The sequence below is a fragment of the Stenotrophomonas sp. YJH_SMC_122 genome (genome assembly GCF_059369535.1).
Genome location: NZ_JCAFST010000003.1, coordinates 289,055 through 308,346, shown reverse-complemented (window position 1 = coordinate 308,346; position 19,292 = coordinate 289,055). Strand labels below are relative to the sequence as shown.

The window sequence follows — 19,292 nt, the reverse complement described above, 5'->3', positions numbered from 1 at the left end:
GCCGCGCCAGGCACCGGCCGATGCCGGCAACCTGTCTGGCTTGGGATCGGGCGCTCCCCCAATCGTGGTGCGTAATGTCCCGGCGGAGAGAAGACCGAAGCCGCCCCAAAGTGACGGGTTCAACCCTCGATTGAGCGACTTCCCAATCGGCCTTCAGTCGCCGCTGTAGCATCGGCATCAGGCCTTCTGAACAGCAGTGAACATTGCAATGACACGAGTACGCATGATTCAGGATCCAGCGACCGGTAAGGTCTGGGGTACGCGGTGTGACCGAGGTACTGTCGAAGTCACCTCCGGAAGCCCCGGGAAGCTGAAGTCACAGTTGAAAGACTTCCCGAGTCCCGACGAGGCACTGAAATGGGCCATCAAACAGGAGTGGTCGCGGCTGAAAAAGGGCTTCGTACTGGTAAACCCTGTCGCCGAGGCTGGGCAACCGAGCATGCACAGGTACATCGGCGGTGGCTATACGGGGGCACTGACGATTGCCGGGTGCCATGGCAGGATGGTGACCAACCGTTATCAGGATGAGGATGCGTCTGGTGCAGCGACCGACATGCTGCTGCTCGTTGGGGACGACGCCGGGATCCTCCATGATTGGCGACCCGGCAAAACGGACCTTGCATGGTCGGCACTCCCTGCAGATGACGGCAAAGGGTTCCTGATCCGACTCGACTCCGGCATTTACCTTTGGCCATCCGATGGCCGTACTCCCCAGCGGATCAGCGATGCAACGGTGATGTCATCGCCGTTCCTGACAACCTCAAACGGATACGTCGCGTGGCATGACGGTGATCATGTAACGGTAATGAGACTCACCGATGGACAGCGCTTCCTGCAGTTGGCACGTACCCCAGCGATGGTGGGTGGGCATTCGAGGCAGATGATGGGCGCGCTCTCTCCGGATGCCACGACGCTTGCCTGCTGCGCCACGCCCGGTGAGATCGAGTGCATCGATATTGCTCAAGCGGATACTGTCCGCCGACATCGAAGTGACTTCGAAATGATCACCAAGATGGAGTGGAGTGCCGACGGGCGTTGGCTGCTGGCATTGGAGCAATATGGAAAATGGCGCCTGCTGTGCCTGGATGCGGCAACGGGAGAATGCCGTCCCGGGTGGCCGAAGTTCGCTGACATGACACGAACTGACTTTGCGCTGGATAGCGATAGCAAGCGACTCGCCATCCTGCACCGTGGACATATTGCCCTTCATGACTTCACGGATATGAGGGAAATTCGACGCTTTCCCGTAGATCATGTGGTCCGTACCGCGCATATTGCATGGACGGGAGACAATGCCATTTCGGTGCGCACCGACTATGGATGCCTTTCCACATATGCGATTTGATCCGGCGCACACCCTGGAAGCCGCCAACCTTGGTTGGCGCCCTCCTGCCAACCAAGGTTGGCATCTGCCAGAGCGCCCCTACCCCGGCAGGTACAGGTCCACGTAGTCGGGCACCGGCATTGCCGCCAGCGCCACCGGATCCAGCGATGCGGCCAAGATGCGCTGCTGCTGGGTGGTCGGGAAGCGATGGGCCAGGTGCCGGCGGAACTTGTCCATCAGCAACGGAATGCCCTCCTCGCGTCGGCGCGCGTGGCCCAGCGGGTATTCCACCAGTACCTCGGGCAGCTCAGTGCCGTCGCTGAAGCGCGCGCTCAGGCCGTTGGCGATGCTGCGCTTGTCCGGGTCCAGGTAGTCGGCGCTGAGCTGCGGATCCTCATGACAGGCCATCTTCGCGCGCAGGGCATCGATGCGCGGATCAGTGGCAACGTCGTCCTCGTAATCCTCGGCCACCAGCCGCCCGTGCAGCAGCGCGATGGCGACCATGTACTGCACGCAGTGGTCGCGGTCGGCCGGGTTATGCAGCGGGCCCTGCTTGTCGATGATGCGGATGCAGGCTTCCTGGGTCCGGATCGCGATGTGCGCGATGTCCTCGACCCGCCGCCCCGTCGCACGCAACTGCTGGTGCAGCGTGATGGCCGCCTCCACCGCGGTCTGGCCATGGAACTCGGCCGGGTAGCTGATCTTGAAGAGCACGTTCTCCATCACGTAGCTGCCCAGCGGTCGCCCCAGCGTCAGTGCCTTGCCATGCATCGACACCGCTTCAAAGCCCCAGGTCGGCGCGCTGAGCACGCTGGGGTAGCCCATCTCGCCACTGGCCGCTATCAGCGCCAGCCGCACGCCACGGCTGGTCGCGTCGCCGGCTGCCCAGCTCTTGCGCGAGCCGGTGTTGGGTGCGTGCCGGTAGGTGCGCAGGGCCTGGCCATCGACCCAGGCCAGCGACAACGCATTGAGCATGCGTTCGCGATCCAGGCCGAGCAGCTGCGCAACCACGGCGGTGGTGGCCACTTTGACCAGCACCACGTGGTCCAGCCCGACCCGGTTGAAGGAATTCTCCAGCGCCAGCACGCCCTGAATCTCGTGCGCCTTGATCATCGCCAGCAGCACGTCGCGCACGGTCGGCGGGGGGCGCCGCAGGGCCTGCGCGTTGCGGCCCAACCAATCGCAGACGGCAAGGATGCCACCCAGGTTGTCCGAAGGGTGCCCCCATTCGGCCGCCAGCCAGGTATCGTTGAAATCCAGCCAGCGCACCATCGCGCCGATGTTGAAGGCGGCCTGCACCGGGTCCAGCACGTAGTGCGTACCCGGAACGCGCGCGCCGTTGACCACGCTGATGCCCGGCACCAGTGGACCAAGCAGTTTGCTGCAGGCCGGGAAGGACAGCGCTTCCAGGCCGCAGCCCAGCGTGTCGAGCAGGCAGTGGTGTGCGGTCTGGAACGCCAGGGGTGAGTCGATGCGCGCCTCGCGCACGTAGTCGACGATGCCCACCAGCAGCGCATCCCACGCTGCACGCTCGTTGGATGGGGTGTGGCTGTCGGACATTATCGGTCTCCTCGCCGGAAAGCAGGTCAGGTCGCGCGTCCCGGTAGCCGCCAACCTTGGTTGGCGCTTGCATGCCAACCAAGGTTGGCATCTACCAGAGCACTACTCGGCCGGCACCCGCACCTTGCCTTCCATCAGCACGCGGGCACTGCGGCTCATGATGGCCTTGGTCACCGTCCACTGGCCGTCAACGAGACCGGCCTGCGCACCCACGCGCAAGGTGCCGGAGGGATGGCCGAAGGTCACCGCTTCGCGTTCGCCGCCTCCAGCAGCGCGATTGACCAGCGTGCCCGGAATCGCTGCTGCGGTGCCGATCGCCACGGCGGCAGTCCCCATCATCGCGTGGTGCAGCTTGCCCATCGACAACGCACGCGCATGCAGGTCGATCGCCGACGCCGGAATGGCCTTGCCACTGGACGACACGTAGTCCTGCGCCGGTGCCACGAAGGCCACCTTCGGCGTGTGCTGGCGGGTGGCCGCATCTTCCAGGTTCTTGATCAGACCCATGCGCAAGGCGCCGTAGGCGCGGATGGTCTCGAACTTCTGCAGCGCGGCCTTGTCTTCGTTGATCGCCGGCTGCAGTTCGGTGCCGGTGTAGCCCAGGTCGGCCGCATTGAGGAAGATGGTCGGAATGCCGGCGGTGATCATGGTCACCTCGAAACTGCCAACGCCCGGCACGTCCAGGGTATCGACCAGGTTGCCGGTCGGGAACATCGCGCCCGCATCGCCGTCATCGGACGGATCGATGAACTCCAGCTGGATCTCGGCGGCCGGGAAGGTCACGCCATCCAGCTCGAAATCACCGGTCTCCTGCACTTCGCCATCGCGCATCGGCACGTGGGCGATGATGGTCTTGCCGATGTTGGCCTGCCAGATGCGCACGGTGCACAGGCCATCGCGCGGTACGCGGGCCGGATCGATCAGCCCATTGGCGATCGCGAACGGACCCACCGCGGTGCTGAGATTGCCGCAGTTGCCGCTCCAGTCGACGAAGGCGGTGTCGATCGACACCTGGCCGTACAGGTAGTCCACATCGTGGTCCGGCACAGAAGCAGTGGAGATGATCACGCACTTGCTGGTGCTGGAGGTGGCGCCCCCCATGCCGTCAGTCTGCTTGCCATACGGATCGGGCGAGCCGATCACGCGCATCAGCAGCGCATCGCGTGCGGCGCCCGGCACCCGCGCGGCTTCGGGCAGGTCCTGCAGGCGGAAGAACACGCCCTTGCTGGTGCCACCGCGCATGTAGGTGGCGGGAATACGGAGTTGCGGGAGGAAGGTCATGGATGTGTTCCTTGCAAAGAAAGACGGCCCGTTGCCGGGCCGTCGGATGTCTTACGCCACCTTGGCGCCTTCCAGGAAATCCTGGGCAAAGCGCTGCAGCACGCCACCCGCCTCGTAGATCGCCACTTCCTCGTCGCTGTCCAGGCGGCAGGTGACCGGCACGATCAGGTCCTGGCCGTCGCGGCGGTGGATGACCAGGGTCAGGTCGGCGCGCGGGGTGCGCTCGCCCACCACGTCGAAGGTCTCGGTGCCATCGATGCCCAGGGTCAGGCGAGTGGTGCCCGGCTTGAACTCCAGCGGCAGCACGCCCATGCCGATCAGGTTGGTGCGGTGGATGCGTTCGAAGCCTTCGGCCACGATCGCTTCCACACCGGCCAGGCGCACGCCCTTGGCGGCCCAGTCACGCGAGCTGCCCTGGCCGTAGTCGGCACCGGCAATGATGATCAGCGGCTGCTTGCGCTCCATGTAGGTCTCGATCGCTTCCCACATGCGCATCACCTTGCCTTCCGGCTCCACGCGCGCCAGCGAACCCTGCTTCACGCTGCCATCGTCGTTGCGCACCATTTCGTTGAACAGCTTCGGGTTGGCGAAGGTGGCGCGCTGCGCGGTCAGGTGGTCACCGCGGTGGGTGGCGTAGGAATTGAAGTCTTCTTCCGGCAGGCCCATCTTCGCCAGGTACTCACCGGCGGCACTGGAGGCCAGGATCGCGTTGGACGGCGACAGGTGGTCGGTGGTGATGTTGTCCGGCAGCACCGCCAGCGCGCGCATGCCCGACAGCGTGCGCTCGCCGGCCAGTGCGCCCTCCCAGTACGGCGGACGACGGATGTAGGTGCTCTGCGGGCGCCAGTCGTACAGCGGGCTGACCGCCGCGCCATGCTCCACGCGCACGTTGAACATCGGGTTGTAGACGCGGCGGAACTGCTCCGGCTTCACCGAGGCCTTGACCACGGCGTCGATCTCGGCATCGCTGGGCCAGATGTCCTTCAGGCGCACTTCGTTGCCGTCGGCGTCCACGCCCAGCACGTCCTTCTCGATATCGAAGCGGACGGTGCCGGCGATGGCATAGGCGATCACCAGCGGCGGCGACGCCAGGAAAGCCTGCTTCGCATACGGGTGGATGCGGCCATCGAAGTTGCGGTTGCCCGACAGCACGGCCGTGGCGTACAGGTCGCGATCGATGATCTCCTGCTGGATGGCCGGATCCAGCGCGCCGCTCATGCCGTTGCAGGTGGTGCAGGCGAAGGCGACGATGCCGAAGCCGAGCTTCTCCAGGTCCGGCAGCAGGCCGGATTCTTCCAGGTACAGCTGCACCGCCTTCGAGCCCGGCGCCAGCGACGACTTCACCCACGGCTTGCGCAGCAGGCCACGTTCGTTGGCCTTGCGCGCCAGCAGTGCCGCGGCGATCACGTTGCGCGGGTTGGAGGTGTTGGTGCAGCTGGTGATGGCGGCGATGATCACCGCGCCATCCGGCATCAGCCCCTGCGCCTGCTCGGCCTTGCCCGCTGCCAGCTTGGCCTCGTCGGCGATGCCGCGCTCGGCCAGCTCGGCGGTGGCCACGCGCTTGTGCGGGTTGGATGGACCGGCCATGTTGCGCACCACGCTGGACAGGTCGAAGCGCAGCACGCGCTCGTACTGTGCAGTGACCAGGTCGTCGGCCCACAGGCCGGTGGTGCGCGCATAGTTTTCCACCAGCGCCACCTGCGATTCCTCGCGTCCGGTCAGGCGCAGGTAATCGATGGTCTGCCCGTCGATGTAGAACATCGCGGCGGTCGCGCCGTATTCGGGGCACATGTTGGAAATGGTGGCGCGGTCACCGATGGTCAGTGCCGCAGCCCCCTCGCCGAAGAACTCAAGGTACGCACCGACCACGCGCTCCTTGCGCAGGAATTCGGTCAGCGCCAGCACCACGTCGGTGGCGGTGATGCCCGGCTGCGGCCTGCCGGTCAGCTCGACGCCGATGATGTCCGGCAGCCGCATCCAGGAGGCACGACCGAGCATCACGTTCTCGGCTTCCAGGCCGCCCACACCGATCGCGATCACGCCCAGCGCATCCACGTGCGGGGTGTGGCTGTCGGTGCCCACGCAGGTGTCGGGGAACGCCACGCCGTCCTGCACGTAGACCACCGGCGACATCTTCTCCAGGTTGATCTGGTGCATGATGCCGTTGCCCGGCGGAATCACGTCCACGTTCTGGAACGCCTGCTTGGTCCAGTCGATGAAGTGGAAACGGTCTTCGTTGCGGCGATCCTCGATCGCACGGTTCTTCTCGAACGCCTGCGGGTCGAAACCACCGCACTCCACCGCCAGCGAGTGGTCGACGATCAGCTGCACCGGCACCACCGGATTGACCTTGGCCGGGTCACCGCCCTTGTCGGCAATCGCATCGCGCAGGCCGGCCAGGTCAACCAGTGCGGTCTGGCCGAGGATGTCGTGGCAGACCACGCGCGCGGGGAACCATGGGAAATCGAGGTCGCGGCGGCGCTCGATCAGCTGCTTCAGCGAGTCGACGAGCGTGGCCGGATCGCAGCGGCGCACCAGGTTCTCGGCCAGCACGCGCGAGGTGTACGGCAGAGTGGCATAGGCGCCGGGCTGGATCGCATCGACGGCGGCGCGCGCGTCGAAATAGTCCAGCGCGCTGCCGGGGAGGTTCTTGCGGTAATCGGTATTCATGGGCTGGCGGAATGCTTGGGGCGGGCCGGGTGCCGGCGGTGCGGCGGCGAAAGCATCCGGCCGGCACGCGGCCGGCCGGATGAGTACAGCAGGTGGATCAGACGCGCTTGTCGATGGCGACGAAGTCGCGGTCTTCCGGACCGATGTAATTGGCGCTCGGGCGGATGATCTTGCCGTCGATGCGCTGCTCGATGATGTGCGCGCTCCAGCCGGCGGTGCGGGCGATTACGAACAGCGGAGTGAACATCGCGGTCGGCACGCCCATCATGTGGTAGCTGACGGCGCTGAACCAGTCCAGGTTCGGGAACATCTTCTTGATGTCCCACATCACCGATTCCAGGCGCTCGGCGATGTCGTACATCTTCATGCTCGACTGCTCTTCGGACAGCTCCCGGGCCACGTCCTTGATCACCTTGTTGCGCGGATCGGAGACGGTATAGACCGGGTGGCCGAAGCCGATCACCACTTCCTTGCGCTCGACGCGGGCCTTGATGTCTTCCTCGGCTTCATCCGGGTTGTCGTAGCGCTTCTGCACTTCGAACGCCACTTCGTTGGCGCCGCCATGCTTGGGACCGCGCAGCGCGCCGATGCCACCGCAGATCGCGCTGTACATGTCGCTGCCGGTGCCGGCGATGACGCGGCAGGTGAAGGTCGAGGCGTTGAACTCGTGCTCCGCGTACAGGATCAGCGAGGTGTGCATCGCCTTCACCCACGACTCCTGCGGCTTCTCGCCGTGCAGCAGGTGCAGGAAGTGGCCACCGATCGAGTCGTCATCGGTTTCCACGTCGATGGCGCGGCCGTTGTGGCTCCAGTGGTACCAGTACAGCAGCATCGAACCGAGGCAGGCCATCAGCTTGTCGGCAATGTCGCGCGCGCCTGGATGGTTGTGGTCATCCTTCTCCGGCGCCACGCAGCCGAGCACGGACACGCCGGTGCGCATCACGTCCATCGGATGCGCCGACGGCGGCAGCTCTTCCAGCGCGGCCTTCACCGCGGCGGGGATGCCACGCAGCGACTTCAGCTTGGCCTTGTACGAAACCAGCTCGGCGCGGGTCGGCAGCTTGCCGTGCACCAGCAGGTAGGCGATTTCCTCGAACTCGCTGGTGTTGGCCAGGTCCAGGATGTCGTACCCGCGGTAGTGCAGGTCGTTGCCGCTGCGGCCCACGCTGCACAGCGCGGTGTTGCCGGCCGCGGTGCCGGACAGGGCGACGGACTTCTTCGGCTTGAAGGTCGGGGTTGCGGTCGTATCGTTCATGTTTCCCTCCGAAACTTGATGGTGCAGGGTACTGCTTATTTCTTGGCGGCGAACAGCGCATCGAGCTGCTGCTCGAAGGCGTGGTAGCCGATGCGGTCGTACAGCTCTTCGCGGGTCTGCATGGTCTCCACCACGTTGCGCTGGTGGCCATCGCGGCGCACCGCCTGGTACACGTTCTCGGCCGCCTTGTTGGCCGCGCGGAACGCCGACAGCGGGAACAGCTGGATGGCAACGCCGGCCGAGGCCAGTTCATCGCTACTGAACAGCGGGGTGGCGCCGAATTCGGTGATGTTGGCCAGCACCGGCACCTTCACCGCGTCGACGAAGCGACGGTAGGTGTCCAGGTCGTAGGCCGCCTCGGCGAAGATGCCGTCGGCACCGGCCTCGACACAGGCGATGGCACGCTCGATGGCCTTGTCCACGCCGTCCACCTGGATGGCGTCGGTACGCGCGATCAGGAAGAAGTCCGGGTCGGTCTTGGCATCGGCGGCAGCCTTCACGCGGTCGACCATTTCACCCTGCGAGACGATCTCCTTGCCCGGGCGGTGACCGCAGCGCTTGGCGCCAACCTGGTCTTCGATGTGGCAGGCAGCCGCGCCGGCCTTGATCAGCGACTTCACGGTGCGCGCGATGTTGAACGCGCTCGGGCCGAAGCCGGTATCGATGTCCACCATCAACGGCAGGTCGCAGACATCGGTGATGCGGCGCACGTCCACCAGCACGTCTTCCAGGGTGTTGATGCCCAGGTCCGGCAGGCCCAGCGAGCCTGCGGCAACACCACCGCCGGACAGATAGATGGCGCGGAAGCCGGCGCGCTTGGCCAGCAGGGCGTGGTTGGCGTTGATGGCGCCGATCACCTGCAGCGGCGATTCGGCAGCCAGCGCCTCACGGAAGCGGGCACCGGCGGAGAAAGGGGCGGAAGCGGTCATGCGGCGATCCAGGTTGAAGTACGGGACAGAGGGCGCAAGCCCCATGCCAAGCTGCAAGCCGTTGATTTCACAGGCATGACCACCCCGCAACAGTGAAACATATGAAACATTGAAACAGATGTATCATGAAACACTGCTACCAATCGCTGCCCTCATGTACCTGCCCCGCTCCCCGCTGCGCCACGCCGATGCCGACCCCGGCCGCCCGGTGATCTGGACCGTCAGCGTCTCGCGCCTGACCGGCCTGCTCGGCGACGTCATTCCCGAGTTCGACCGCCGCGCGCGCATCGAGCAGATCAACCTCGGCTTCGAGGAAGCGGTGGACGTGATCGGCCAGCGTCTGCGCCGCGAGCACTGCGACGTAGTGATCGCCGGCGGCTCCAATGCGGCCTGGCTGCGCGGCAGGCTGGAGTTGCCACTGGTGCCGATCCAGGCCAACGGCTTCGACCTGATGGAAGCGCTGGCCCGTGCCCGCCGCATCGCCAGCCGCATCGGCCTGGTCACCCACGCCAGCGACGTACCCGTGTTCAGCAACTTCCAGCAGAGTTTCGGCCTGGATATCGAGCATCGCCGCTTCGTCACCCGCGAGGACGCGCGCGACTGCATTGCTGACCTGCGCGCCAACGGCATTGAGGTGATCGTCGGCACCGGTATGGCCATCGACCACGCCGAACAGGCCGGCCTGCCCGGCGTGCTGCTGTACTCGGCAGATTCGGTACGGCAAGCGTTCGAACACGCCCTCGAACTGACCCAGACCCTGGCCCGCTCCAGTGGCAACCGATCCACCCCGCGCCGGCGCCCTGCAACGCGTGCCGATACGCACGAACTGCTCGGCGACAGCGACGCGATGGCGCAGGTGCGCGCACAGATCGCGCTCTACGCACCGCACGACAGCACCGTGCTGGTCACCGGCGAAACCGGCACCGGCAAGGAACTGGTAGCGCGCCAACTGCACGCCGCCACCGGCCGTCGTGGCCGCTTCGTGGCACTGAACTGCGGCGCCATCAGCGAATCACTGCTGGAAGCGGAACTGTTCGGCTACAGCGACGGCGCCTTCACGGGTGCACGGCGCGGTGGTCGCGTCGGCCTGGTCGAGGCCGCCGATGGCGGTACGTTGTTCCTGGATGAGATCGGCGAACTGCCGCTGCCGTTGCAGACCCGCCTGCTGCGCGTGCTGGAAGAACGCGAGGTGCTGCGTGTCGGCGCTACCGAACCGACCGCAGTCGACCTGCGCGTGGTGGCCGCCACCCTGCAGTCGCTGGAGCAGCGCGCGGCGACCGGCAGCTTCCGTCGCGACCTGTATTACCGGCTGGCCGCACTACGCATCGCCCTGCCCCCGCTGCGTGCGCGGCGCAGTGACATCCCGCTGCTGGCACAGCACTTCTTCCGCCAGCTGCGCGGCATCGACGCGCCACTGGATGAGGCGGCGCTGGCGCTACTGTGCGCGGCCGAGTGGCCGGGAAACGTGCGCGAGCTGCGCAATCTGGTCGATCGCCTGCGCATCCACTGGCAGCCCGGTGAAGGGCTGATTGATGCCGCGCGACTGCTGCAGCTGGCACCCGAGCTGGTGAATGAGGGCGCCGCTGCGCTACCAGTGGAAAGCAACGGCAAGCGGCCGCCGCGTGCGCAGCTGGAAACGCTGTTGCAGGATCACCGCAATGACCGCGAGGGGATGGCACACGCGTTGGGGGTATCCCGCACCACGCTGTGGCGCTGGCTGCGCGCAGAAGGGTTGTAGAAGTCGAGCTTGCTCGACTGCTTCATCTAAGCCGCCCGATCATCATCGTTGATGTACCAAACAATGAAATCCACGAAATTCTTCCAACGGGCAGGAGTTTCACCTGAAAGAAACTGATCATGCCGAGCCAGGCAATAGTCATGCACATCTTCCTTTCGCACATCGTATAAATACATCCCCTCACCTTCGTCAGATGACAACGGAAGAAAATCCGCTGGGAGCTCGTAACGATCCCAAACGTACTCAGCCTGGTCTGGAATCTTCGGAATTCCAGGACCAACGATACGCAACAATTCAAGCCTACCGCTCGCAGCAGGCAGCGCGCCATTGACCGCCATGTAAAAAATCCACATATCGCAGTGAGGAGCAACGCCCAAGCGACAATGACGTCGGCCGCCGAAGCGCAATCAGGATTCCGACGATCCGGGTACGCGCGAACCACGCGCTGGATCAGATCATTCATCCGCATTCAATTGCCTCCGCATCACTCAATGTTCAACGCGCCCAGCGCGCTTCGATCGCGAACCGTCCACTCCCCACTGCGGCAATCCATAGCAGCAGTACGCCCAGCGGCACTTCGCTCAGGTAGAAGAACCAGCTCAGCCAATCCGGCACGCTCAGTCCCGCAGGAATGCGCGCGATACCATCGGTCAGCGCCGCCACTGCGCAGATCGCCGCCAACAGCAGGGCCGAAGGGCGGCTCACCAGCCCCAGCACAAGCAGGCCGCCGGCGATCCATTCAATCGCACCGAGCACCGGCGCACTGAATACCGGGAACGGGATACCCGCATCGACCAGCGTATGCACCATGCGCTCGCGCCCGGCGTCAGTGAACACCTTGTTCCAACCGGAGACGCAGAACATCACCCCGGCCACGATGCGGGCGAGCAACAGCAGGAGCGCTTCCACGCCGCGACGCGGGGGAGGTACGGCGAACAGGCATCGCCAGGAAGGCATGGCAACTCCGGAAGTCGAGATCATCCGTCGGAGTGTGCCGGTTGGTTGCCTGCCCGCAGATGAAGCAAGCCGGTCCATTTGCGACAGCCTGCTCTTGTAGAGTCGAGCCCTGCGCCTCATGCGTCGGGGCAGCAGCCGAGCATGGCACGGCTCTACAACCGCCGTGCGTCGGCCAGCAGAAGCTCAATTTCCTCCACCTGCACCACCGGCGCCTGCCACGGGTGATGCGGCGCGATGCCCTGTTCGAAGATGCGCTGCAGCCGCTGCGGATCGCGCGGCAGGCAGAATTCCAGGCGTACGCTGTCGACCACTTCGGTGCGCCCCGCCTCACCCTGTACGGGCGACGCACCCACGCGCGGGCGGAACTGTTCGAACCCCGGCGCCGACCATCACATCCCGTGCTCGTAGTCGCCGGCCGCCAGCGCGTCCACCGCCAGGATGCCCTGCTTCACTGCGCCCAGTGCTGCCGACGGCACGAACACCACCACGCGGTACAGCGCCACGCGATTCACGCCGATGGTTCCAGCTGCATGCGAAAATAGACGACCCGTTCGGTCTCTTCGAAGCCGCAGGCCCGATGCGCGGCGTGAGCCTGCACGTCTTCCACGCGACTGTCCGAAGCCAGTTCGCGGCAGCCCGCATCGCGCGTCCACGCCTGCACCGCCGCCAGCAGGGCGCGGCCGACGCCGCGGCCTTGCCACTGCGGCTGCACGTACCAGCCCTCCAGGAACCCCACCGGCGAAGACTCGGTGCCGTTCACGTAGTCATGGCGCAGGCGCACTTCAGCGAAACCAACCGCCTCGCCATCCGCCGCACAGGCCACGAACACAGCACCTTCGGCATCTGCCAGCGACTGCGTCAGTTCCTCCAGCGGATCATCGGCATCAGGCCACAGGCCGAGACGCAACTGCGCCCACGCGGCCGCATCGGCCGGCGTGGCCTGGCGGATCGTGGGCGCGCTGTCGATCACGGATACAGCAGGCGCTTGCTCCAGCGCCCTTCAGCACCGGCTTCATAGCACCAGCGCTCGTGCAGGCGGAACTGCGCGCCGTACCAGAACTCGATGCGGTCGGGCACCACGCGCAGGCCGCTCCAGCCGTCCGGGCGCGGCACGTCCTTGCCCTCGAAGCGGGCTTCGACCTCGGCCACGCGCGCGTCGAACTCCTCGCGCGTGGCCAGCGTCTTCGACTGCTGCGAGGCCCACGCGCCGATCTGGCTCATGCGCGGACGGCTGGCGAAATAGGCGTCGGCCTCGGCAGCGGCAACCTGCTCGACGCGACCCTCGATGCGCACCTGGATACCGGCCTCGCGCAGGCTGCGCCACAGGAACAACAGCGCGGCCTGCGGATTGGCCTGCAGCTCCCGGCCCTTGTGGCTGTCCAGGTGGGTGTAGAACACGAAACCACGCTCGTCGAACGCCTTCAGCAGCACGGTACGTGCCGAGGGACGGCCGTGCGTATCGGCAGTGGCCACGGTCATCGCGTTCGGCTCGACCTCGCGGCTCTGTTTGGCTTCTTCGAACAGGCCGGTAAACGTGGACAGGGCTTCGGCGTACAGGTCGCTCATGATTGCGTTCTTCTCACACGGATTGGGCTATTGTGGCTGCATGGCCGCTGCTGCGTATATGCCCCAGGTGAAAGGATTCCCCGAAACATTGGCCGAACAGGTGCTGGACGATGCACTGGGCAGTGGTGCAGCGGTTCCAGTATTGGCGATCAGCGGCCTGCAGGGGAGCGGCAAATCGACGCTGGCCGCGCAGGTCGTGGCCCGCGCCCAGGCACGCGGCCTGAACGCAGCCACGCTGTCGATCGACGACGTCTACCTGACCCGCGCACAGCGCCAACGGCTGGCCCGCCAGGTGCACCCACTGCTGATCACCCGCGGCCCACCCGGCACCCATGACCTGCCGCTGGCCCATGCAGTGCTGGATGCGGTGGCCGCGCGCCAGCCCTTCGCGATGCCGCGTTTCGACAAGCTGGCCGACGAACGCCTTCCCGAAGCGCAATGGCCGCGTCTGCAACAACCGCTGGACCTGCTGGTGTTCGAAGGCTGGTTCCTTGGCACGCCCGCGCAGGATGACGACGCGCTGGACAGCCCGTTGAACGCACTGGAACGCGAGGCCGACGCCGATGGCCGCTGGCGGCGCTGGTGCAACCAGGCGCTGGCCCGCGACTACCCCGCGCTGTGGCAGCGCTGCGACCGCCTGTGGTTCCTGCAGCCGCCGGATTTCGCGGTGGTACCGCGCTGGCGCTGGCAGCAGGAGCAGAACCTGCAGGCCGCGCAGCCGGGCCGGCACGGCATGAGCCGGCCGCAGCTGGAGCGTTTCGTGCAGTACTACGAGCGGGTCAGCCGGCAGGCACTGCGCACGCTTCCCACGCTCGCCGACCACGTCGTGGTCCTGGACGGCCAGCGGCAGGTGCAGGCCGTGCGCTGAGCGCGGCTATTCCACCAGGAAGGTCACCCGCAGGTTGACCCGCCATTCGGTGATCTCGCCGCTGCCGTTGGTGACCACCTTGGTCTCGTTCACCCAGGCGCCCTGGATGCCCTTGACCGTCTCGGAGACCTTCTTCAGCCCGCTGCGCACGGCGTCCTCCACGCTTTTCGGCGAGGAGGCGGTGATTTCGATGACCTTGGCGACCGTCATGGCCTGTACTCCGGCTGGCGCGGGAGACCCCGCTGGAACGCCTACCCTGACGTGAAGAACGTAAAGGCCAGGGCACGGAGGTGTTAGCATCAGAGGGCATGAATCCTGCTCCGAACCTGATCCTGATCGGCCCGATGGGCGCCGGCAAAACCTGCATCGGCCGCCGCCTGGCCGAGCGCTTCACGCTGGACTTCGTCGATGTCGACCAGGCCATCGTCGATGCCGCCGGTGCCAGCATCCCGACCATCTTCGAGCACGCTGGCGAAGCCGGTTTCCGCAACCATGAACGCGAGGCCCTGGCCCGCGTGCTGGAAGGCCGCGGCCAGCTGGTCTCCACCGGCGGCGGCGCGGTGCTGGACCCCGGCAACCGTGCACTGATTGCCCGGCGCGGCTTCGTGGTCTACCTGCGGGTCAGCGTGGCCGCGCAGCTGGAACGCTTGGCCCGCGACAAGGGCAGGCCGCTGCTGCAGCGCCCGGACCGCGAGCAGGTACTGCAGGATCTGGCCGCACAGCGCGACCCGCTGTACCGCGAACTGGCCGACCTCACCCTCGATACCGACCCGTATACCGCTGCCGACGCGACTGCCCAACTGGTAGTCAGGCTGGCCACGCAATGGCAGCGCCAGGACATGACCGCATGACTTCCCCCGCCCTGCTGCAGGTCGCCGTTGGCGGCGATCGCCCCTACTCCATCACCATCGGCGCCGGTGCCCTGGCCGATGGCGCTGCACTGGTTTCACACGTGCGCGGCCGCCATGTGCTGCTGCTCAGCGATAGCGAAGTGGCTCCGCGCTATCTGGCGTCGGTCAAGCAGACGCTGCTCGCCGCTCGCCCCGACCTGATCATCGGCGAGCACGTGCTGGCCGCGGGCGAAGCCTCCAAGACGCTGGCCGAATTCGGCCGCGCGATCGAAGCACTGGCCGCGCTCGGCGCCACCCGCGACGCCTGTGTGTTCGCCCTCGGCGGCGGCGTGGTCGGTGACCTTGCCGGTTTTGCCGCCGCCTGCTGGATGCGCGGCGTGGACTGCGTGCAGCTGCCGACCACCCTGTTGGCGATGGTCGATTCGTCGGTGGGCGGCAAGACCGCGGTCGACATCCCTGCCGGCAAGAACCTGGTCGGCGCGTTCCATCCACCGCGTGCGGTGATCGCTGATACCCGCGTGCTGGCCACCCTGCCGCCGCGCGAACTGCGCGCGGGCCTGGCCGAAGTGGTGAAGTACGGCGCGCTGGGCGATGCGGTGTTCTTCGAATGGCTGCAGCAGCATGCCGATGCGCTGCTGGCCGGCGAGGATGCCGCGCTGGCCGAAGCCATCGCGCGCAGCTGCCGGCACAAGGCCGCCATCGTCGAGCGCGATCCGTTCGAGAAGGGCGAACGTGCCCTGCTCAACCTCGGGCATACCTTCGGCCATGCCATCGAGACCGAACAGGGCTACTCGGCTCCGGGCCGCGATGCGCTGAACCATGGCGAGGCGGTGGCGGTGGGCATGGTGCTGGCGGCAAAGCTGTCCACCGACCTGGGCCTGGCCGACGATGCCGACCGCGCACGCCTGCAGGCGCTGCTGGAACGCCTCGGCCTGCCGGTGGCAATCCCGGCCGGCCTCGACCCGCAGGCCCTGCTCGGCCGCATGCGCCTGGACAAGAAGAACGTGGCCGGCCGCCTGCGCCTGGTGCTGTGGCGCGGCATGGGCCGCGCCGAAGTGATGCCGGACGTCGATGAGGCGGCGGTACTGAAGGTGCTGTCAGCCAGGTAGAGCCGGCCGCTGGCCGGCAACGTCAGCAACGGGGAAGCCGGCCAGCGGCCGGCACGACCAGGCTGCACGGCAGGATTGCCGGCCAGCAGCCGGCACTACCACGTTGCGGCAGGGGTCACCCCTGCCCCGCTACAATCGGCGCCATGCACGTCTACCTGCAACATCCCGACGCCGGTGCGCAGGCACCGCGCTTCCTGCGCCTGAGCCTGCTGCCGGACCTGTTCGGCGGCTGGGAGCTGCTGCGCGAGAGCGGTCGCGTCGGTGGCCGCTCGCAGCTGCGGCGCGAGCTGTTCCTGCAGGCCGACGACGCCCGCCACGCCTTTGAGAAGGCCCGCGATGCCGAACTGCATCGCGGCTTCCAGATCCTTTCGCACGGCGACTGACGCCGCTGCTCCTCCCGTCCAAGGAATGCCCATCGTGACCAGCCCTCTCCGCAACGATCGCCTGCTGCGCGCCCTGCGCCGCGAACCGGTGGACTGCACCCCCGTCTGGCTGATGCGCCAGGCCGGCCGCTACCTGCCGGAATACCGCGCGACCCGGGCCAAGGCCGGCAGCTTCCTGGCCATGGCCAAGACCCCGGAGATCGCCTGCGAAGTCACCCTGCAGCCGCTGCGCCGGTTCCCGCTGGACGCAGCCATCCTGTTCTCGGACATCCTCACCATTCCCGATGCGATGGGCCTGGAGCTGTACTTCGTCGAAGGCGAAGGCCCGAAGTTCCGCCATCCGGTGCGTGATGAAGCGGCCATCGCCAAGCTGGCGGTGCCGGACATGGAGCAGGACCTGGGCTACGTGATGGATGCGGTACGCCTGATCCGCCGCGAGCTGGACGGCCAGGTGCCGCTGATCGGCTTCTCCGGCAGCCCCTGGACGCTGGCCTGCTACATGGTGGAAGGCGGCGGCAGCAAGGATTTCGCACGCATCAAGGCGATGGCGCTGAACCATCCGCAGGCGCTGCACCGCCTGCTGGAAGTCACCACCGACGCGGTGATCGCCTACCTCGGTGCGCAACGCGCGGCCGGTGCGCAGGCGCTGCAGGTGTTCGACACCTGGGGTGGCGTGCTGTCCCCGGCGATGTACCGCGAGTTCTCGCTGCGTTACCTGCAGCGGATTGCACAGGGCCTGGATCGCGGCGAAGGCAGCGAGCGCACGCCGCTGATCCTGTTCGGCAAGGGCACCGGCCTGCACCTGGAAGCACTGTCGCAGACCGGCGCCGATGCCCTTGGCCTGGACTGGACGCTGGACCTGGACGAGGCAATGCGCCGCACCGGTGGTCGCGTCGCCCTGCAGGGCAACCTCGACCCGACCACGCTGTACGCCTCGCCGGATGCGATCGCCACGGCGGCAGCGCGCGTGCTCGACACCTATGCCGCCGGCAACGGCGGCTCGCGCGAAGGCCATGTGTTCAATCTCGGCCACGGCATGTCGCCGGACATGGACCCGGCGCACGTGCAGGTCCTGGTCGACGCGGTGCACGCGCACAGCCAACGCTGAGCATTCCGTATGCCATCACGGCGCGATGTTGATCGCGCCGTGACCCGCAGTGCGCGATCATGGCGGCCCCCACGCTGCACCGGCCACACTCCATGTCCACATCGCCATCGACCTACAACCGCCAGCGTCCCCTGCTATGGCTGGTGTCCCTGGCGATCTTCATGCAGATGCTGGACTCGACCATCGTCAACACGGCGTTGCCGGCGATGGCGGCCAGCCTGGGCGAGAGCCCGCTGCAGATGCAGTCGGTGGTGTTCAGCTATGCGCTGGCGGTCGCCACCTTCATTCCCGCCTCGGGCTGGATCGCCGACCGCTATGGCACCCGGCGCACCTTCCTGGTGGCGATCATCCTGTTCACCCTCGGCTCGCTGGCCTGCGCGTTGGCCCAGCACCTGCACCAGCTGGTCGGCGCGCGCGTGCTGCAGGGCATCGGCGGTGCGATGCTGCTGCCGGTCGGTCGGCTGGCGGTGATGCGCTCGGTGCCGCGCGAGGATTTCCTGCGTGCGATGAGCTTCATCGCCATCCCCGCGCTGGTCGGCCCGCTGATCGGGCCGACGCTGGGCGGCTGGCTGGTCGAGATCGCCTCATGGCACTGGGTGTTCCTGATCAACCTGCCGATCGGCGTGATCGGTTTCATCGCCGCGATGAAGATCATGCCCGACCACTACGCCAGCCATCGCACCCGTTTCGACCTGCGCGGCTACATCATGCTGGCCTTTGCGATGGTGGTGCTGTCGCTGGCATTGGACGGCATCTCCGGACTCGGCACCCCGCACGCGCTGGTGATGTTGATGACGGTCGCGGGCCTGGCTGCGCTGGTGGGCTACTGGCTGCATGCCGCCAATTCCACCGCGCCCTTGTTCTCGCTGGCCCTGTTCCGCGTACCCAGCTACCGCATCGGAATCCTCGGCAACCTGTTCTCGCGCATCGGCAGCAGCGCCATGCCGATGCTGATCCCGCTGCTGCTGCAGGTCGGCCTCGGTCTGGGCCCGATGAACGCCGGCCTGATGATGGTACCGGTGGCGGCCGCCGGCATGGTCTCAAAGAAACTGGCAGTGAAGCTGGTCGAACGGTACGGCTATCGCCGCGTGCTGATGACCAACACCGTGCTGGTGGGGCTGGCAATGGCCAGCTTCATCCTGATGACACCTGGCCAGCACCTGGCCTGGCGCCTGGTGCAGCTTGCGTTCTTCGGCGCGGTCAATTCATTGCAGTTCACCGTGATGAACACCGTGACGCTGCGCGACCTTGATCGCGAATTCGCCAGTTCCGGCAACAGCCTGCTGTCGATGGTGATGATGCTGGCCGCCGGTTTCGGCGCCGCGGCGGCCGGCAGCCTGCTGGCCGCATTCGGCAATCACCTGGACAGCAACAGCGCGACCGCCGCGCTGCATGCCACATTCCTGTGCGTGGGCGCGATCACCCTGACCTCAACGATGATCTTCTGGCAGCTGCCTGACACCAAGCCCGAACCGCGGCAGGTCGAGCACGTCGCGGAGTAAGCGGGTCCGGCAGGGCCTGCGGCCCTGCACCCGCGGTAGTGCCGGCCGTTGGCCGGCAACAGCAACAGCCAAAGCGGCATTCCGTGGGTTGGCGGGGCGGTGTCGCAGTGCGGGGACGCCGCAAGTACGTCCCTGTAGGCTTGGCAGCCGCATCCATGCGGCTGACACCCCGCACTGCGACACCCCCCACC

General features: G+C 66.6%; 20 protein-coding genes. 8 read left to right on the top strand and 12 right to left on the bottom strand.

Annotation, left to right across the window (positions count from 1 at the left end; translation table 11 throughout):
• Window positions 1-322 precede the first annotated feature (322 nt).
• On the top strand, window positions 323-1,345 hold the full coding sequence (locus AC5P66_RS06725) for a WD40 repeat domain-containing protein (protein WP_143566441.1): 1,023 nt from the start codon (window positions 323-325) through the stop codon (window positions 1,343-1,345).
• 78 nt (window positions 1,346-1,423) lie between these two features.
• Here AC5P66_RS06725 and AC5P66_RS06720 read toward each other — a convergent pair whose 3' ends face one another.
• From AC5P66_RS06720 to prpB, 5 genes are all read right to left on the bottom strand, one after another.
• On the bottom strand, window positions 1,424-2,884 hold the full coding sequence (locus AC5P66_RS06720) for a bifunctional 2-methylcitrate dehydratase/aconitate hydratase (RefSeq protein WP_495216137.1): 1,461 nt from the start codon (window positions 2,882-2,884) through the stop codon (window positions 1,424-1,426).
• 102 nt (window positions 2,885-2,986) lie between these two features.
• Window positions 2,987-4,165, bottom strand: a complete 1,179-nt coding sequence (gene prpF / locus AC5P66_RS06715; RefSeq protein WP_049413439.1) for a 2-methylaconitate cis-trans isomerase PrpF — start codon at window positions 4,163-4,165, stop codon at window positions 2,987-2,989.
• A gap of 51 nt (window positions 4,166-4,216) precedes the next feature.
• Window positions 4,217-6,835, bottom strand: a complete 2,619-nt coding sequence (gene acnD, locus AC5P66_RS06710) for a Fe/S-dependent 2-methylisocitrate dehydratase AcnD (RefSeq protein ID WP_495216136.1) — start codon at window positions 6,833-6,835, stop codon at window positions 4,217-4,219.
• Between the two features lie 97 nt (window positions 6,836-6,932).
• Window positions 6,933-8,090, bottom strand: coding sequence for a bifunctional 2-methylcitrate synthase/citrate synthase (gene prpC, locus AC5P66_RS06705; RefSeq protein ID WP_049413436.1), 1,158 nt, complete (start codon window positions 8,088-8,090; stop codon window positions 6,933-6,935).
• A gap of 35 nt (window positions 8,091-8,125) precedes the next feature.
• The gene (prpB, locus tag AC5P66_RS06700; RefSeq protein WP_099494743.1) at window positions 8,126-9,019 is read right to left on the bottom strand and encodes a methylisocitrate lyase; all 894 of its coding nucleotides are present in this window, start codon (window positions 9,017-9,019) and stop codon (window positions 8,126-8,128) included.
• 154 nt (window positions 9,020-9,173) lie between these two features.
• Between prpB and prpR the strand changes: the two genes are divergently transcribed.
• On the top strand, window positions 9,174-10,757 hold the full coding sequence (gene prpR / locus AC5P66_RS06695; RefSeq protein ID WP_099494742.1) for a propionate catabolism operon regulatory protein PrpR: 1,584 nt from the start codon (window positions 9,174-9,176) through the stop codon (window positions 10,755-10,757).
• A 26-nt stretch (window positions 10,758-10,783) separates the two neighbouring features.
• On the opposite strand, the gene AC5P66_RS06690 is transcribed toward prpR, so the two are convergent.
• From AC5P66_RS06690 to pdxH, 6 genes are all read right to left on the bottom strand, one after another.
• Window positions 10,784-11,095 carry an SMI1/KNR4 family protein gene (locus tag AC5P66_RS06690; RefSeq protein WP_241896238.1) on the bottom strand — a complete coding sequence of 104 codons (312 nt, stop codon included), beginning with the start codon at window positions 11,093-11,095 and terminating at the stop codon, window positions 10,784-10,786.
• Window positions 11,096-11,252: 157 nt separating this feature from the next.
• A complete protein-coding gene (locus tag AC5P66_RS06685) occupies window positions 11,253-11,714 on the bottom strand; it encodes a DoxX family protein (RefSeq protein ID WP_099494741.1) in 462 nt (153 codons plus the stop codon).
• A gap of 152 nt (window positions 11,715-11,866) precedes the next feature.
• Window positions 11,867-12,067, bottom strand: a complete 201-nt coding sequence (locus tag AC5P66_RS06680; RefSeq protein WP_241896237.1) for a hypothetical protein — start codon at window positions 12,065-12,067, stop codon at window positions 11,867-11,869.
• A 36-nt stretch (window positions 12,068-12,103) separates the two neighbouring features.
• Window positions 12,104-12,226 carry a hypothetical protein gene (locus tag AC5P66_RS06675; RefSeq protein ID WP_275086426.1) on the bottom strand — a complete coding sequence of 41 codons (123 nt, stop codon included), beginning with the start codon at window positions 12,224-12,226 and terminating at the stop codon, window positions 12,104-12,106.
• Complete coding sequence (gene aac(6')-Iz, locus AC5P66_RS06670) at window positions 12,223-12,684, bottom strand: aminoglycoside N-acetyltransferase AAC(6')-Iz (RefSeq protein WP_099494740.1); 462 nt, start codon at window positions 12,682-12,684, stop codon at window positions 12,223-12,225. Before aac(6')-Iz ends, AC5P66_RS06675 begins: the two co-directional genes overlap by 4 nt.
• Entirely contained in the window at window positions 12,681-13,280 is a 600-nt protein-coding gene (pdxH, locus tag AC5P66_RS06665) for a pyridoxamine 5'-phosphate oxidase (RefSeq protein ID WP_099494739.1), read from the bottom strand. The genes aac(6')-Iz and pdxH overlap by 4 nt, the downstream gene beginning before the upstream one ends.
• Window positions 13,281-13,320: 40 nt before the next feature.
• Between pdxH and AC5P66_RS06660 the strand changes: the two genes are divergently transcribed.
• Window positions 13,321-14,148 (top strand): kinase, encoded by an 828-nt coding sequence (locus tag AC5P66_RS06660; RefSeq protein WP_099494738.1) that lies wholly within the window; start codon window positions 13,321-13,323, stop codon window positions 14,146-14,148.
• 6 nt (window positions 14,149-14,154) lie between these two features.
• Here the strand turns inward: AC5P66_RS06660 and AC5P66_RS06655 are convergent, their stop codons facing one another.
• Window positions 14,155-14,358 carry a dodecin family protein gene (locus AC5P66_RS06655; RefSeq protein ID WP_005410663.1) on the bottom strand — a complete coding sequence of 68 codons (204 nt, stop codon included), beginning with the start codon at window positions 14,356-14,358 and terminating at the stop codon, window positions 14,155-14,157.
• A 98-nt stretch (window positions 14,359-14,456) separates the two neighbouring features.
• On the opposite strand from AC5P66_RS06655, the gene AC5P66_RS06650 reads away from it, so the two are divergent.
• The 5 genes from AC5P66_RS06650 to mdtD all read left to right on the top strand — a co-directional run bounded on the left by AC5P66_RS06650 (window position 14,457) and on the right by mdtD (window position 19,101).
• Window positions 14,457-14,999: a shikimate kinase gene (locus tag AC5P66_RS06650; protein ID WP_049413424.1), complete on the top strand. Its 543-nt coding sequence runs from the start codon at window positions 14,457-14,459 to the stop codon at window positions 14,997-14,999.
• Entirely contained in the window at window positions 14,996-16,108 is a 1,113-nt protein-coding gene (gene aroB / locus AC5P66_RS06645; RefSeq protein ID WP_099494737.1) for a 3-dehydroquinate synthase, read from the top strand. The genes AC5P66_RS06650 and aroB overlap by 4 nt, the downstream gene beginning before the upstream one ends.
• 143 nt (window positions 16,109-16,251) lie before the next feature.
• The gene (locus AC5P66_RS06640; protein WP_049413420.1) at window positions 16,252-16,491 is read left to right on the top strand and encodes a WGR domain-containing protein; all 240 of its coding nucleotides are present in this window, start codon (window positions 16,252-16,254) and stop codon (window positions 16,489-16,491) included.
• Between the two features lie 25 nt (window positions 16,492-16,516).
• Window positions 16,517-17,599 carry a uroporphyrinogen decarboxylase gene (hemE, locus tag AC5P66_RS06635; RefSeq protein ID WP_049440605.1) on the top strand — a complete coding sequence of 361 codons (1,083 nt, stop codon included), beginning with the start codon at window positions 16,517-16,519 and terminating at the stop codon, window positions 17,597-17,599.
• A 92-nt stretch (window positions 17,600-17,691) separates the two neighbouring features.
• The gene (gene mdtD, locus AC5P66_RS06630; RefSeq protein ID WP_005418383.1) at window positions 17,692-19,101 is read left to right on the top strand and encodes a multidrug transporter subunit MdtD; all 1,410 of its coding nucleotides are present in this window, start codon (window positions 17,692-17,694) and stop codon (window positions 19,099-19,101) included.
• Window positions 19,102-19,292: the final 191 nt, after the last annotated feature.

Coding starts and splice junctions, on each gene's coding strand:
- prpB (WP_099494743.1), bottom strand. CDS start 9,019: ATGACCGCTTCCGCCCCTTTCTCCGCCGGTGCCCGCTTCCGTGAGGCG.
- AC5P66_RS06690 (WP_241896238.1), bottom strand. CDS start 11,095: ATGGCGGTCAATGGCGCGCTGCCTGCTGCGAGCGGTAGGCTTGAATTG.
- AC5P66_RS06655 (WP_005410663.1), bottom strand. CDS start 14,358: ATGACGGTCGCCAAGGTCATCGAAATCACCGCCTCCTCGCCGAAAAGC.
- prpC (WP_049413436.1), bottom strand. CDS start 8,090: ATGAACGATACGACCGCAACCCCGACCTTCAAGCCGAAGAAGTCCGTC.
- hemE (WP_049440605.1), top strand. CDS start 16,517: ATGCCCATCGTGACCAGCCCTCTCCGCAACGATCGCCTGCTGCGCGCC.
- AC5P66_RS06720 (WP_495216137.1), bottom strand. CDS start 2,884: ATGTCCGACAGCCACACCCCATCCAACGAGCGTGCAGCGTGGGATGCG.
- acnD (WP_495216136.1), bottom strand. CDS start 6,835: ATGAATACCGATTACCGCAAGAACCTCCCCGGCAGCGCGCTGGACTAT.
- mdtD (WP_005418383.1), top strand. CDS start 17,692: ATGTCCACATCGCCATCGACCTACAACCGCCAGCGTCCCCTGCTATGG.
- pdxH (WP_099494739.1), bottom strand. CDS start 13,280: ATGAGCGACCTGTACGCCGAAGCCCTGTCCACGTTTACCGGCCTGTTC.
- AC5P66_RS06650 (WP_049413424.1), top strand. CDS start 14,457: ATGAATCCTGCTCCGAACCTGATCCTGATCGGCCCGATGGGCGCCGGC.
- aroB (WP_099494737.1), top strand. CDS start 14,996: ATGACTTCCCCCGCCCTGCTGCAGGTCGCCGTTGGCGGCGATCGCCCC.
- prpR (WP_099494742.1), top strand. CDS start 9,174: ATGTACCTGCCCCGCTCCCCGCTGCGCCACGCCGATGCCGACCCCGGC.
- AC5P66_RS06640 (WP_049413420.1), top strand. CDS start 16,252: ATGCACGTCTACCTGCAACATCCCGACGCCGGTGCGCAGGCACCGCGC.
- prpF (WP_049413439.1), bottom strand. CDS start 4,165: ATGACCTTCCTCCCGCAACTCCGTATTCCCGCCACCTACATGCGCGGT.
- AC5P66_RS06660 (WP_099494738.1), top strand. CDS start 13,321: ATGGCCGCTGCTGCGTATATGCCCCAGGTGAAAGGATTCCCCGAAACA.
- AC5P66_RS06685 (WP_099494741.1), bottom strand. CDS start 11,714: ATGCCTTCCTGGCGATGCCTGTTCGCCGTACCTCCCCCGCGTCGCGGC.